Raw genomic sequence first — 13,684 nt, 5'->3', positions numbered from 1 at the left:
CCGTTGTGCGACCGCGCGTCCACCCGCCGAACCGGTAAATCGTCCGGCGCCGTACACCACTGTATGTCGCGGACAGTCGTTATCGGCGGTGTGGGGTCGACGTTCGGTGAGTCGCTCGCCCGCGAGTTCGCCACCGCCGGGGACGAGGTCGTGCTCTGGGCCCGGAGCGAACCGTTCATCTCGTCGCTCGCGGCCACGCTGACGGCCGAGACCGAAGGGGAGACACTGGCCGTCACGGCCGACGTTACCGACCCGGCGGCCGTCAGCCGGGCAGTCGACCGGACGCACGACGCGTTCGGCACCGTCGACGTGTACATCCACAACGCGCGGCCGCCGAACGGGTACGACGGACCACTGGCGCACGACGCCGACGATCTGGCGGCGTACTTCGATGTCCACGGCTACGGGCTGGCCGTCGTCGTGGACGAACTCCTCGCGGACCTCCGCGCGGCCGGCGGGACGGTCATCCACAACGGGAGCGAGCGGGTGCGCTGGATAAGCCGGGCGATGGCCGAGCAGCTGGCTCCGGACGGTGTCCACGTCGTCTGGAGCTACATCGATGGGTGGATCGATGGCGAGGACGTCGATGACGCGGTCCCCGAGCGGAAGCGCGCCGACCCCGACGAGCTCGCCGCGGAGTACCGCCACCTGGTCGAGCAGGACCGCAGCGTTGGACGTTCAGCGCCGACTTCCGACCCTGGGGGGACGACAGCTTCCGGGCGCCCTGAGCGGGAGCGGAGCCCGCCGCCCGGCACGGATGGGAACGCATACCTGCCGGACCGACGTACCGTCGCGCATGAACGGAGCCGAGTTGCCGTCGGCACGGCCGTGGCCGACACCCGCCGGGGTGGCCCGGCCGTGAGGACGATCACCCGGAACGCCATCGTCGTCATCCTGGCGGTGGTGGCGCTGCTGCTGGCGCTGGGGGCGCTGCCGTCGTACCTGAAGAGCGGCGACCCGTACTACGTGACGGCGACGACCGCCGACGCGCCCGCGGGAGCGGTGAACGTCTCGAACCTCTCGGAGCGGCGCTTCGAGTACAGCACGACCGCCGTGACGACCGCCGCCGCGGGCGACGGGACCGGCCGGTCCGACCCCTACTGGCGGGGACCGTTCGGCCTGAAGGAGGGGTTCAGCCACTCCCCGTTCGACGAGTTCGATGCGCTGACGCGGGACTACCCGAACGCGACGGGGAGAGTCGACGACGACACCCGGGTCTACGCCGCGCTGAACGGGACCACCTACCGGCTCGACATCGCGCAGACGCCGGGCGCGGGTGGCGGGACCGGGGACGCGGACGGGAGCGCGGCGCTCGCGGCGCCGGGCGAGGTCCCCCCGGCCGAAGCCGAGCCCGTGGCGGTGGCCGGATGAGCGACGACGACGCGGACCGGACCACGGCGGACCACGACCCGGCGACCCACGACTGGCCCGTCGTCGAGTCCGTCGCGGAGTACGAGACCGGCTGGTACACCGGCGGCTACGACCTGGTCGAGCAGCCCGACGGCTCCCGGAAGAAGTACTACTGGGCGGAGCTGCCGGCGGCGGTCGTCGTCGTGGCGGTGGCGGACGACTCGCTGCTGATGGTCGAGCAGTTCCGGCCGACCATCCGGGAGACCTGTATGGAGCTCCCGGCGGGCGTCGTCGAGGACGGGGAGTCGTACACGGGGGCGGGCGCCCGGGAACTCGCCGAGGAGACCGGGTTCGAGCCGTCGGGGACGGCGCTGCTGGAGTCGTTCGACTGCTCGACCGGCGTGTTGCGCCACGAGCGCGGCATCGTCTGGGCGGAGGGGCTCACCCCCGTCGAGCGGAAGCTGGACGGCAACGAGTTCATCAACGTCCACACGGTGCCCGTCGCGGACGCGCTGGACGTGGCCCGTTCCGAGCCGGCCAACGACGCCACCATCGAGGGCGTCCTGCTGGCACAGGAGGAGGGACTCATCTGAGGTCGCAGTGGGACCCGAACCGGGGTCCGGGGCCGGTCCGGCGCCGACTCGGCGCCCGAGCCGTGGGCCGTCGACACGACCCGGAACGGGAGGGGCGAGAGCTCGTGACCGCCGGACAGGATTATCCGATAACGGTTCGTGTTGATCGGATATACCCCACTTCAACCGATAATGAGCCGGGGCCGAGCGTCTACCTGGGTGTTTCTCGCCGGGTTCTCGCGAGTCGCTCAGTCGCACGGGATCGTTCCCGGGATGCCGAGCGCGCCGTATCGCGGTGCGACCCGTCACGGGTCGGGGGGTCCCCGTGGTCCGCGTCCCGATGGAGGTGGTTCCGGTCGGCGCGACGGTGCCGCACCGTCGGCGTGGATTTAAGCGCATCCACCACCCCAGTCGGGGTATGGACGACGAGATATCCGCCGCGGAACTCCACGACCTCCTCGAGGGGGGGGCCGACGTACGCGTCGTGGACATCCGCTCGGCGGACGCCTTCCGGCGGGGCCGCCTGCCGAACAGCGAGAACATCCCGTTCCCGGAGCTGACGGGTCGTATCGAGGAGCTCGCGGACGCGGACCACGTGGTGACGGTCTGTCCGCACGGCGAGGCCAGCGTGCAGGCCGCGCGGCTGGTCGCCTCATACGAGGGGTTCGACGGCCGCATCGAGTCGATGGCCGACGGCATCACCGGCTGGGCGGAGCAGTACGGCCTCGAGAGCGCGTCGTCGCGCGATGGGGACCAGGAGAGCGGGCAGCGCCCGCGCGACGCCGAGATGGCAGCCGACGGGGAGGGCGACGCGGACGAGGGGCCCGAAGCGCCGTTCTGAACGCGCTCCGCGGTGGCGAGGGGCGACGGAACAACGACTAAACGGCTCCGAGCGGTGGGAGTCGTACGGGAGACCATGGGGCAGGGAGAGTCGACCGTGCCGTCGGTAGTCGAAACCGCTCAGCGGAGACTGGCCGTCCTCGAGACGTTGAGCGACGGCCCGCTCGGGGTCCGGGACGCGGTGGAGCGGGTGGACCGGTCCCGCTCGACCGTCTCGCGGGCCATCAGCGCGTTAGAGGACGCGGGCTTCGTCGACCGTGTCGACGGCGGCTACCGGGCGACGCTGGCCGGCCGGCTCGCCGCCGAGCGGGTTCGGCACCACTTCGAGACCATCGACGACCTCGCAGCGGCGGGAGCGGCCCTGGCACCGCTGGCGCCGGACGCCCCGGTCGGGCCGGCCATGGTCGTCGGGGCGGAGGTGTGGGTCGCCGACGACCCTGCCCCGTACCGCGTCAACGAGCCGGTGAGCGACGCCCTGCGGGAGGCGGCAGGGTTCCGGTCGCTGAATGCGACCATCCCCGAACCCGGTTTCATCCAGCAGGTGTACGAGCGGACGCTGGCTGGGGGGCTCGAGGGGGAGGCGATAATCAGTCCGCGGGTCCACCAGGCGCTGCAGGCCGATTTCGCGTCCGTCGTGGCCGAACTCGTCGAGACGGACCGGTTCCGGCTCCTGCGGGCCGACGGCCTCCGCTACGGGCTGCTCCTCGTCGACCGGCCGGCGGACGACCCGCCCGCGTTCCTGCTCACCCCGGACGAGCAGGGGCGGACCCACGGATTGCTCGCGAACGACACCCCGGCGGCCCGCGAGTGGGCCGAGGAGCGCTACCGGACGGTCCGCGAGCGCGCGACGGACGTGACCGACCAGTACCGTGGCGGGGACGGGGGGTGACGGGCGGGTCGGCCGGGCACCGGACGGCCGTTCAGCCCGTGAACCACTGACCCAGCCGGTGAGCAAAAGCGACGGCCCGACGAGGCCGCACGCATGTCGACACGTCGGCCGCCGGCACCGGACAACCTGCCGGTCCTGCGCGAGACGGTCCCGTTCATGACCGACCCGCTGGGGACGGCCTGTACGGTCCGCGAGGAGTGCGGCCCGGTCGCCCGGCTCTCGGCACTCGGCCTCGGCGAGTTCTACACCGTCGCGAGCCCGGACGGGTTCGAGCAGGTGCTCGTGGAGGACCGGGACGCCTTCCGCAAGTCGGAGGGGTTCCGCCTCCAGTTCGGCGAGAGCGTCCTCTCGACGGAGGGCGAGCAGTGGGAGCACCAGCGCGAGGCCCTGGAGGAGTTCTTCTACCCTGCGAAAATCCGCTCGTACGTCGACCGGATGGTCGAACTGACCGAGCGGCGCGTGGACCGCTGGACGGCCGGCGAGCGGTTGTCGCTCCATCGAGCGATGAGCGACGCGGCGCTGGAGAACTTCTTCGGCACCGTCTTCGACCGGCCGCTGGACCCGGACGGTGACGCCACCCTCCGGCGGGCCGCGAGCGATCTCAATCTCTGGTTCAAGCCGACCTCGTTCCTGCTGCCGAACTGGGTGCCGACACCGGCCCGGCGGCGGTTCTTCGACGCCGTCGGGACGCTGGAGGACGAGGCCAGGCGACTCCTCCGCGAGCGCGAGCGCGCCCACGAGCGTGGCGAGGCCGGCGAGGACCTCCTGTCGACCCTGGTCGAACTCCGCGAGGACCGGGACGCCGACCTCTCCGACCGCGAGATCGTCGACCAGATGCTCGCGCTCACGTTCGCCGGACACGACACGACCGCCCTCCTGCTGACCTATGCGCTCCACCAACTCGGCCAGCACGACGCGGTCCGCGACCGGTTCCACGGCGAGCTGGCCGCGGTGCTCGGCGGGGACCGACCGACGCTAGCGGACGTCCGGGAGCTGGCGGTCACGCGACGCGTGATCGACGAGACGCTGCGAGCGTTCCCGCCGATCCACACGATCCCCCGTGAGACGGCGCGCGCCGTCACGGTCGGCGGCTACCGGCTGGCGCCGGATACCCGCACGCACCTGTCCGTCTGGGCGCTCCACCGCGACCCACAGCATTGGGCGGCGCCGGACGAGTGGCGACCGGCGCGGTGGCGGGACACATCGCCGGGGGAGGCGGGGTTCGCGTTCGCGCCGTTCGGCGCCGGGCCCCGCGCCTGCCTGGGCCGACGGTTCGCGCGGCTGGAGGCGACACTGGTGCTGGCGACGATCGGTCGGCGCTACCGACTCGACCCGGCGGGGGGGCTGTCGCTGGACCCGATGTCGACGCTCCAACCCGCCGACGGCGTGCCTGTGATCGTCCGGGAACGGTGAGAGGACGGCCGGCGGGAGCAACGGCGTCTGTCGGGGGTGCGACTGGTCGGGAGATGGGCCGCGAGCAAGAGACGGCGGGGCCGCTCGACGTGCGGTCAGGTCTCAGGCAACGTTGAATCCCTTCTCGCGGAGGAAGTCCTCCACGCGGCCGGTGTGGTTGCCCTGGAGTTCGATCGAGCCGTCCTCGACGGTGCCGCCACAGGCGAACTTCGACTTCAGGTCGCTGGACAGGCTGTCCAGGTCGACGTCCTTCGGGTCGAACCCCTCGATGACCGTTACCTCCTTACCGTATCGGCGCTCGTCGATGCGGATGTTGATCTCCTGAGACTCCTTAGCCACGTCCTCGCAGACGCAGAGTTCCTCAGGGAGCCCGCACGTCGAGCAGACTTCCGACATTACAGGCTGAGTGTAGTGCGGGACCGTTATTAAATCCTGTCGGGAGGGCGAACACCCCGGCTAAGCGGCGGTGAGCGGGCGTTAGCCGGTCGCTGTCGGGGGTCCAGCCCGGGCGGGTGCGGGTGTCGGGCCGGGGGCGACGCGTGACTCAGTCGATGCGCGGGCGGTCGGCGACGAGACCGTCGGCCAGCTCGACCGCCTCGGTGGCCTCCTCTGCGGCGACACCGCCGCCGTAGCGGGCCCGCTCGTGGAGCGTCGCCAGTCTGCGAGCCCGCTCGTCCGGGCCGTCACCGCCGACGCGGGCCGCGAACTCGCGTGCGGTCTCGCCCGGACGGCGGGGCGCGCCGGCCTTCTCGGCGAGGAACTCCAGACGGTCGAAGGCACGGGCCACGTCGACCGCGGGGTCGTCAGTCCGGGGCTGGTAGCGGAGGCGGAACTCGCGGTAGAGCCGCGAACCCGCGCCCGAGCGGTGGACGCCGGCGGCGACGCCGGCGAGCACCACCAGCCCCAGCACGGTCTGCTCGCGAGTCGGCTGCGGGATGCCGCCGTCCTCGTCGCTCCCGCCGCCGCCGGGCGAGGCGATGTCGGGCCCGTTGGGACCCAGGGCGCCACTCGTCACGGTGCCGGCGTCGGTCCCGTTGCCCGCTGGCGTCGTCGGGGTGGCCGTCGGGGTGGTGCCGGCGTTCGGGCCCGAGCCGTCGGCCGTCGGCGTCGTCGGCGTCGGTGACGGCGTCGCGGTGAAGGTCCGGTTGCGCGTCTCGTCGGTGTCGACGCCGGTCCCACCGGACTGGCGGGCCTGCTGGACGCGCTGGCGCTCGGCCGCCTCGCGGGGGCCGGCGGGCGTCGGGTCGAACCGGATCCAACCCTGGTCCGGGAAGTAGACCTCGACCCAGGCGTGCGAGTCCAGCCCGCGGACGACCCAGCTGTCGTCCTCGACCTGCTGGCCGGGCGTGTAGCCGACCGCCAGCCGCGCCGGCACCCCCTGGCTCCGGAGCATCGTCACCATCGTCGTCGCGTAGTAGGTGCAGTAGCCACGTTCCATCTCGAACAGGAACGCGTCGGCGATGTTGCCGCGCGGGCGGTCGACCTCGAGCGAGTACTCGCGGTTGTTCTCCAGCCATCGCTCGATGACCCGGGCCCGGTCGTACGGGTTGTCGGCGTTGGCGGTGATGCGGGCGGTCCGCTCGCCGACCCGGTCCGGCGTCGAGTCCGGGAGCCCGGTGTACCGGTCGACGATGCGGTCGGGGTAGTCCGTCCCGGCCGTCCGGAGGTCCTGGGCGCTGGCGACCGGGCGCTCGGACTCGACGGCGTACGTGTCGCCGGGCTGCAGCTCCCCGTCCGGCCCGAGCCCGCCGCCGGGCTGCTCGAACAGGCCGACGGGCGACTCGGAGACCGCCGTCGCCTTCCAGGCCGCCGGCAGCACGGTCAGCTCCGACTCGACGGTGTAGCGCTGCTGGACGGTCCGGCTCTCGCCGGCCGGGCCGCGGAGCTGTTCGTCGTACGGTCTGTCCGCGCCGGTCCGAATCCAGCCGCTCCCGGTGTAGCGGTCGTAGGAGCCGACGCGCCAGTAGCTGGCCTCCGTGCTGGTGACGGTGAACCGGGCCTTCGGGGAGAGCCGGATGGAGCCGAGGATCTCGACGCTGTCGCCGGCGTTCGTGAGGCTGGACTCGACGGTGGACTCGTCGGTCCCGATACCGACGTCGAGCGGGTCCGCGCCGCCCGTCGGCACGACGCTGATGAACAGCGCGACGGTCACCATCGCCGCCAGCACGACCGCCACCGTCTCGGCGGTCGCGAGGTCGCCACCCCGCCGCTCGACGTCGCCGAAGCCGATGGCACCGGCGGCTGCGACCACGCCCAGCAGCGCGAGCGCCCCGCCCGCATCGCTCGTGAGGACGAACAGTGTCAGCATCGCGCCGCCGACGATGACGGCGCCGACGTAGCGCCGACGCAGGGCGAGATACCACGCCACGAACGTCGGCGCGGGCGTCGCGGCCAGCGCCCACAGTCCGGCGTTGACGATACGGAGCACGGAGAGCCCGGTCAGGAGCTCGATGCCGTCGTTCAGGAACAGTACCAGCGTCTCCTCGGCGGCGACGCTGCGCGGGAGCTGGGCCAGATAGACGTACGCCCCGGCCGCGAGCAGGAGCGCCGCGAGCCCGAACGCGACCCGCTCGGGCACCAGCCGCGCGACGACCGTGGCCACGACCAGCGTCCCGACGGCCACCAGCAGGAACGTCGAGACGTCGCCGGCCACGTCGGAGACGCGGTAGAGCACGGACAGGAAGGTGCCGAGCAGCCCCGCCACGCCGGCGAGCGCGAGCAGGCGGACGGGGTCGACCGACGCCCGGACGCGGCCGAACCGGCGGTCGCCGTCGGCGGCCGTGCCGCCCGTCGCGTCGGCGGTCGGGGCGCTCACGACATCACCCCCCGGACCCGGTCGGCGAGCCCCTGCTCGGGCTCCTCGGTCGTCGCCGCCGTCGGCTCGCCGGCGAGGCGCTCGAACGGGACCGTCCGGCCGTCGACGGTGACCGTGGTCCCGTCGGGGCCGGCCCGGACCAGCACCGCGGCGTCACCGTCGACGGCGCCGCCGCCCGTCCGCGCGAGGAGTTCCAGCACCCGGTTGCGGGCGGTCTCCCCGCGGTCCGCCTCGACCTCGCCGCCCGGCACCCGGACGCCGATGATGAGGTCCGCGTCCAGCAGGTAGGTGGCGATGGAGCCGACGGCGTCGGCCATCTCGTCGACGTACCCCGGGCCGGCCTCGCCGGCGACGGTGATGCCGCCCTCGTCGGCCGCGGCGTACTCCGTGACCACGAGGTCGCCGTCCATCTCCTTGGCCGAGGCCTTCCAGTTCACGTCGCGCAGCGGGTCGCCGGGGACGTACTCCCGGAGTTCGTCGAAGGCGGCCCGGTCGTCGGCGGTCGCCCTCTCGACCAGCCCGGTCAGCGGGCCGGCGTCGGCCAGCCCGACCACGTCGGGGTAGACGACGACGGAGCCGGTGCCGGGCAGCGTCCGCTCGCTCGTCAGCAGTCCCAGCGAATCCCGCAGTCGGGCCGTCGCCGGCCCCAGGTCGTGGACGCCGCGGCCGACGAGTTCGCAGTCCAGCCGCACCGTCGCGTCGCCGGGCAGCGAGACGCCGACCTGGCCGTCGGTCACCGTCCCTGCGTCCGGGCGCTCGCGGCCGTTCGGCCCGAGGACGGTGGCCCCCGCGACCCGGAGCCGGTCGGGCACCGTCTCCTCGAGGTCGAACTGGACCGTCGACTCGACCTCGACGGTGACGGTCCGGCGCTCGCCGGGGAAGCCGGCGGGCGGGGTCGACCGCTCGACGGTCGGCGTCGGGGCGCGGTACAGCTGCGTGGCCCCGACGACGTAGCCGACGAGGACCGGGACGACGAAGGCGTTCAGCCCGACGATGCCGAACCGGGCGCCGACGACCAGGGCGACGACGGCGACGGCTAGGGCGGCGAGACCGCGTCGTGTCGGGCGCATCTACTCCACGGCGACCGCGTCGAGTGCCTCGGCGACGAGCTCCGCCCCCGTTCCCTCGCCCGCGCTCCGGCGGATCCGATGGGCCATGACGACCTCCGCCTCCGCCTGCACGTCGTCCGGGATGGCGTAGTCACGACCGTCGAGGACGGCACGAGCCTGGGCACCCCGGAGCAGGGCGATGGCCCCCCGCGGGCTCACCCCCAGCTGGGCGTGCTCCCGGGTGTATCGCGCCAGCCGGGTGACGTACTCCCGGAGCGGCGCCTCCACCGTCACCTCGCCCGTGGCCTCGCGGGCCGCCCGCAGGTCCGCGGTGGTGGCGACCGGGTCGAGCTCCTCGATGGGGTGGTCGCCGACGACCCGCCCCAGCAGGTCCGCCTCGTCGGCCTCGTCCGGGTAGCCAAGCGACAGCTGGACCATGAACCGGTCCAGTTCGGCGGCGGGCAGGTCGTAGGTCCGGTCGCGCTCGACGCTGTTCTGCGTCGCGACCACCGTGAACGGCGAGGGGACCGGGTACGACTCCCCGTCGACGGTCACCTGCTCCTCCTCCATCGCCTCCAGCAGCGCGGACTGGGTCTTCGGCGGCGCGCGGTTGATCTCGTCGCCCAGCACGACGTTCGCGAAGACGGGCCCGGACCGGAACTCGAACTCCCCGGTCTGCTGGTTGTAGACGTTGACGCCGGTAATGTCGGTCGGCAGCAGGTCCGGCGTGAACTGGACCCGCTTGAACTCGCACTCGAACGACCGGGCGATGGACCGGGCCAGCATCGTCTTCCCGACGCCGGGGACGTCCTCCAGCAGGACGTGCCCCCGGCCCAGCATCGCACAGACCAGATGCTCGATGGCCTCGTGGTTGCCGACGATCACCTGCTCGACGTTGTCGATGACCGTGCGGGCCGTCTCGCCGGCCGCCTCGACGGTGGGTTCGGCGGCCGCAGCCGCGTCCGCGGTGGAGGGTGACTCGCTCATGGGGACCTCGCGGAGGGATGACGACGGTTCCGGTAACTGTCTTGTCCGTCCACACGGGGCCTCACATTCGACGGCTCCCCGACTCTCATTGTGTCATGCGAACGGCCGGCGTGCTTGTAACTCTGCTGGGTGTGGGCGCCCGCTATGGACGTACTGTGGGGTATATACGGATGGAGAGCCAGCCGGCACCATCGGCACGGAGACGATCCGTACCTCGTCGGTCTCGGGGGGCTCGGAGCGGAGCTTCAGGTGACTGCCGGTCCGGTCAACCGGGCGGAACCCGTGGCTCCGCGGGACGCTCGCGATCTCGCGGCCGGAGAACGATGTCCGGGCCACGTTACTCCATGAACTCCGGGGGGTCCTCGTCCGCGTCCGGGTCCAGGCCGAACTCGCGCAGGTCCTCCTCGTCGACCGGTTCGCCACCGCCCGCGTGGAGTTCCAGCGCCGCCGCCAGCATCGCGAGGGCCTCGGCCTTCGTCTCGTCGTAGGAGGCCACGCCGGTCTCGATGTCGCGGGCGGTGATCCGGCCGTCCTCCCCGTGGACGGACTCGACACCTTCCTCGGGCTCGTCGGCCGGCTCGGAACGTGCCATCTCGCGTTCGGGTTGGTCGGCTTCGCTGATGGGGGTTCGTCGGGGGCGGGCAAGACCTAAGCGGCGGACGCCCACGATGGGGGACGATGACCGCGTCGACGTTGGACGATTTCGACGACTCGGTGACGATCTACAAGGCGACCGGGCCGCCGGACCACTGGGTCACGACGCTCAACACCGGCATCTGGGGGTTCACACCGGACAACGAGACGGGGTGGGACCGACTGGACGAAGGCGACATCGTCCTCTTCCACTCGACCGGCAAGGACACCGAGGGAGGAAGGTGGGATTCCGGGATCGTCGGCTACGGAATCGCGGGGGAGAAACGACGGAAGGAGGAGCCGCTGTGGCGGACGGAGTTCGAGGTCAGCGAGAACCAGTACCCGTTCGTCGTGGACCTCGAAGCGACCTACTGGCGCGGCGACGTGGACGACGTATCGAGCGCGACGGTCGCCGAGAAGTCGGACGGCCGACTCGACGCGGATATCGAAGCGTTGCTGCGTAATCGGCTAACGCTTGATCGGACGAAGGAGGCCACCGGGGACCGGTTCCCGGTGATGGGATCGTTCAACGAACCCAGCCACGGGGAGCAGTATCTCGAACTCCTCCACGAGGCACCGCTGACGGCGGTCCGGTACCGGCAGCGCGAGGCGACCGGCGAGGACACCGCCCGTGGCATTGTCGATGAGACCGACTTCTCGCATCTGTTCGGCGGCGAGCTCGAACTCGATACCGCCGGACTGTTCGACGGGCTCTACTTCGGCAGCGACGAGCGCAAGCGCATCCGGAGCGCGACCGTCTCGGCCGTGCAGTCGGGCAAGCACATCGTGTTCACGGGACCGCCGGGAACGGGGAAGACGGAACTCGCGGAGAACCTCTGCCGGGCGCTGGAGGGAAACGAGCAGTACACCGGCTACCGGCTGACGACGGCGACGGCCGACTGGTCGACGTTCGACACGGTCGGCGGATACATGCCCCGCGAGGAGGCCGGTGGCTCGCTGGAGTTCAAACCGGGACAGGTGCTGAAGCGACTCCCCACGGCGGATGCTGCCCGGAACGAGCTGCTCGTGGTCGACGAGATCAACCGCGCGGACATCGACAAGGCGTTCGGCCAACTGTTCACCGTGCTGTCGGGGCAGGCCGTCCAGTTGCCGTTCGAGAAGGACGGTGCCGAGGTCGAAATCATTCCGGGTGAGGACGTGGACCCGGCCGTCGGTCCGGCACCGCACGAGTACGCGGTTCCGGGGTCGTGGCGACTGTTCGCGACGATGAACTCCTACGACAAGACCTCCCTGTACGAGATGAGCTACGCGTTCATGCGCCGGTTCGCCTTTGTTCGCGTCGGCGCGCCGACGCTTCCGGACGACGACGAGGCCCTGGAGGAGCTCATGGTGGAGTACGACCGAGCCTGGGGGGCCGACGGAGCGGACCGTCCGGAGCGGCTTTCGGTCGGTCGCGTGTGGCGGGCCGTCAACGGGGCCACCGAGGAGCGGGCCATCGGGCCGGCCATCGTCAAGGACATGCTGGAGTTCGTCCGGACACAGCCGGCCGACGCCGGCGACGCGGCCTTCGACCGGGCGCTCACGGAGGCGGTCCTGAGCTACGTCTTCCCGCAACTGGAGGGCGTACCGAAGCGGAGGCGAATCGTCGAGAGTGTCGCAGAGATAGACAGAATCGATGATATTCGGTTAATAGAATCCGCAAGAGAGATGCTACAGATAGAATTGAGCACGGATGGATAGAGACGAGATACTCGCCCAACTCACACAGGACGTACTGAGCTACGTCATGCAGGGCGGGTTCCCCGAGTCCGAGGTGGCCCGTTCGATCAGACCGGCGGGGTTGGACGAGCGGTTCGCTGAGTACGAGTCCCTGCTGGACCTGCATTTCGTGCTGAAGGGAGGGGTGGTCGAGTTCGTCCGCGAACTCGACTCGCGGCTGCGGGCCGTCCGGACGGAGACCGAACGCGTCAGTCGAACCCGACGCGGGACCGTCGACGGCCGCATCGACTGGGCAGCCACCACCAAGCGCCGCTACTCGGGGAACCCCCACGACCGGTCACTGTTCGTCTGCGAGAACCGCTCCGAGGACTACGACATCCCCGAGAACGTCGTGCTGAAGCGACTGCTCTCGGTCGTCTACACGACCCTCGAAGCGGCCGAGGAGTACCTCAACGGCGACTACGAGTGGGTCCGCGAGACGTGGAAGGGTGACGAGCAGTTGATCGCGGACCTGCGCCGCGTGATGGAGCGGAACGTCCACGTCCGGCGCATCCGCGACCCGGAGAGCTACGAGCCGACCGAACGGATGCTGACGGCGGCCGAGACCGCCCGGCAGCCGGTCTACCGGGAGGCCGCCGCCCTGCTCCGGACCCGGGACCGCGTCTTCGACGGCGACGAGGCCGAGATCCGGTCGCTGCTCGACGAGACCGCCGTCACGCCTGACGACGACAACACCCTGTTCGAACTGTTCGTGTTGTTCCGGTTCGTGGCGGTGCTCGAACGGCTGGAGGACGGACAGGTCCAGTTCGAGACCATCTCATCGGGTCGGCAGGAGGTCGCCCGACTCGACGGCGACCGGGAGATCGTCCTCTACCACGACAACTCGGCCGCCGACCGCGACCTCTCCTTCCTCGCCGAACCCGAGTCCGGACCCGACGAGGCGAGTCGCACGGAGCGGGTCCAGCAGGTCGCACTCGACGTGGCCAACGGCTACTTCCAGGACCGGTCGTTCCGGAACCACACCGGTCGGCCGGATGTCATCGTGCTCGAAATCCGTGACGAGGACGCCGACGAGCGCGAGTACCTGGTGGCGGAGGTGAAGAACAGCACCCGAACCGACACCATCCGCCGCGGTATCAAGGAGACGCTGGAGTACCTCGCCTTCCTCCGAGTGAACGAGGAGTTGGTCTTCGAGGGCGACTACTTCGGCACGGGCTGGAACGGCGTACTCGTCGTACAGGACCTCGACGAGCCGACCGCGAACGTGGACGAGCAGGCCGACCGCGAGATCAAGATCCTGCAGGCCTCGGAAATCGAGTCGCGACTCGGAGCCGTACTCTCCGAGATTCTCTGAGGCGTTGTCCGCGCTCGCGGACGTGCGCGATGGGCTCGACACGTACCGCGAACAGGTTGAGCGCGCCGCGGAACTGGACGAGCAGATCGAACGCACCGATGA

At 71.1% G+C, this 13,684-nt stretch carries 11 protein-coding genes and 2 pseudogenes; 8 read left to right on the top strand and 5 right to left on the bottom strand.

Annotated features, from left to right (window positions below; genetic code table 11):
* Nucleotides 1–63 precede the first annotated feature (63 nt).
* The 6 genes and pseudogenes from DP107_RS21395 to DP107_RS07125 form a co-directional block, all read left to right on the top strand.
* Nucleotides 64–468, top strand: a pseudogene (locus DP107_RS21395) (SDR family oxidoreductase); the annotation flags it as partial.
* Nucleotides 469–858: 390 nt separating this feature from the next.
* Nucleotides 859–1,257: pseudogene (locus DP107_RS21390) on the top strand (hypothetical protein); the annotation flags it as partial.
* Between the two features lie 110 nt (nucleotides 1,258–1,367).
* Nucleotides 1,368–1,943, top strand: a complete 576-nt coding sequence (locus tag DP107_RS07140; RefSeq protein ID WP_144261461.1) for an NUDIX hydrolase — start codon at nucleotides 1,368–1,370, stop codon at nucleotides 1,941–1,943.
* 397 nt (nucleotides 1,944–2,340) lie between these two features.
* Nucleotides 2,341–2,763, top strand: coding sequence for a rhodanese-like domain-containing protein (locus DP107_RS07135; protein WP_144261460.1), 423 nt, complete (start codon nucleotides 2,341–2,343; stop codon nucleotides 2,761–2,763).
* A gap of 75 nt (nucleotides 2,764–2,838) precedes the next feature.
* Nucleotides 2,839–3,651: a helix-turn-helix transcriptional regulator gene (locus DP107_RS07130; protein ID WP_144261459.1), complete on the top strand. Its 813-nt coding sequence runs from the start codon at nucleotides 2,839–2,841 to the stop codon at nucleotides 3,649–3,651.
* A 93-nt stretch (nucleotides 3,652–3,744) separates the two neighbouring features.
* Complete coding sequence (locus DP107_RS07125; protein ID WP_144261458.1) at nucleotides 3,745–5,064, top strand: cytochrome P450; 1,320 nt, start codon at nucleotides 3,745–3,747, stop codon at nucleotides 5,062–5,064.
* A 102-nt stretch (nucleotides 5,065–5,166) separates the two neighbouring features.
* Here DP107_RS07125 and yciH read toward each other — a convergent pair whose 3' ends face one another.
* The 5 genes from yciH to DP107_RS07095 form a co-directional block, all read right to left on the bottom strand.
* Nucleotides 5,167–5,460 carry a stress response translation initiation inhibitor YciH gene (gene yciH, locus DP107_RS07120; protein ID WP_144261457.1) on the bottom strand — a complete coding sequence of 98 codons (294 nt, stop codon included), beginning with the start codon at nucleotides 5,458–5,460 and terminating at the stop codon, nucleotides 5,167–5,169.
* A gap of 148 nt (nucleotides 5,461–5,608) precedes the next feature.
* Entirely contained in the window at nucleotides 5,609–7,879 is a 2,271-nt protein-coding gene (locus DP107_RS07115; protein WP_144261456.1) for a transglutaminase TgpA family protein, read from the bottom strand.
* Nucleotides 7,876–8,949, bottom strand: a complete 1,074-nt coding sequence (locus DP107_RS07110) for a DUF58 domain-containing protein (protein ID WP_144261455.1) — start codon at nucleotides 8,947–8,949, stop codon at nucleotides 7,876–7,878. Before DP107_RS07110 ends, DP107_RS07115 begins: the two co-directional genes overlap by 4 nt.
* A complete protein-coding gene (locus DP107_RS07105; RefSeq protein ID WP_144261454.1) occupies nucleotides 8,950–9,915 on the bottom strand; it encodes an AAA family ATPase in 966 nt (321 codons plus the stop codon). It abuts the gene before it with no gap.
* 337 nt (nucleotides 9,916–10,252) lie between these two features.
* The gene (locus DP107_RS07095; RefSeq protein WP_144261453.1) at nucleotides 10,253–10,507 is read right to left on the bottom strand and encodes a type II toxin-antitoxin system HicB family antitoxin; all 255 of its coding nucleotides are present in this window, start codon (nucleotides 10,505–10,507) and stop codon (nucleotides 10,253–10,255) included.
* An 86-nt stretch (nucleotides 10,508–10,593) separates the two neighbouring features.
* On the opposite strand from DP107_RS07095, the gene DP107_RS07090 reads away from it, so the two are divergent.
* Entirely contained in the window at nucleotides 10,594–12,249 is a 1,656-nt protein-coding gene (locus DP107_RS07090) for an AAA family ATPase (protein ID WP_144261452.1), read from the top strand.
* Nucleotides 12,242–13,582, top strand: coding sequence for a hypothetical protein (locus tag DP107_RS07085; RefSeq protein WP_144261451.1), 1,341 nt, complete (start codon nucleotides 12,242–12,244; stop codon nucleotides 13,580–13,582). Before DP107_RS07090 ends, DP107_RS07085 begins: the two co-directional genes overlap by 8 nt.
* The last annotated feature ends 102 nt before the right edge of the window (nucleotides 13,583–13,684 follow it).

It is taken from the genome of Haloglomus irregulare (genome assembly GCF_007421925.1).
In the GTDB taxonomy this organism is placed as follows: Archaea; Halobacteriota; Halobacteria; order Halobacteriales; family Haloarculaceae; genus Haloglomus; species Haloglomus irregulare.
This window is presented reverse-complemented; position numbering and strand designations above follow the sequence as displayed.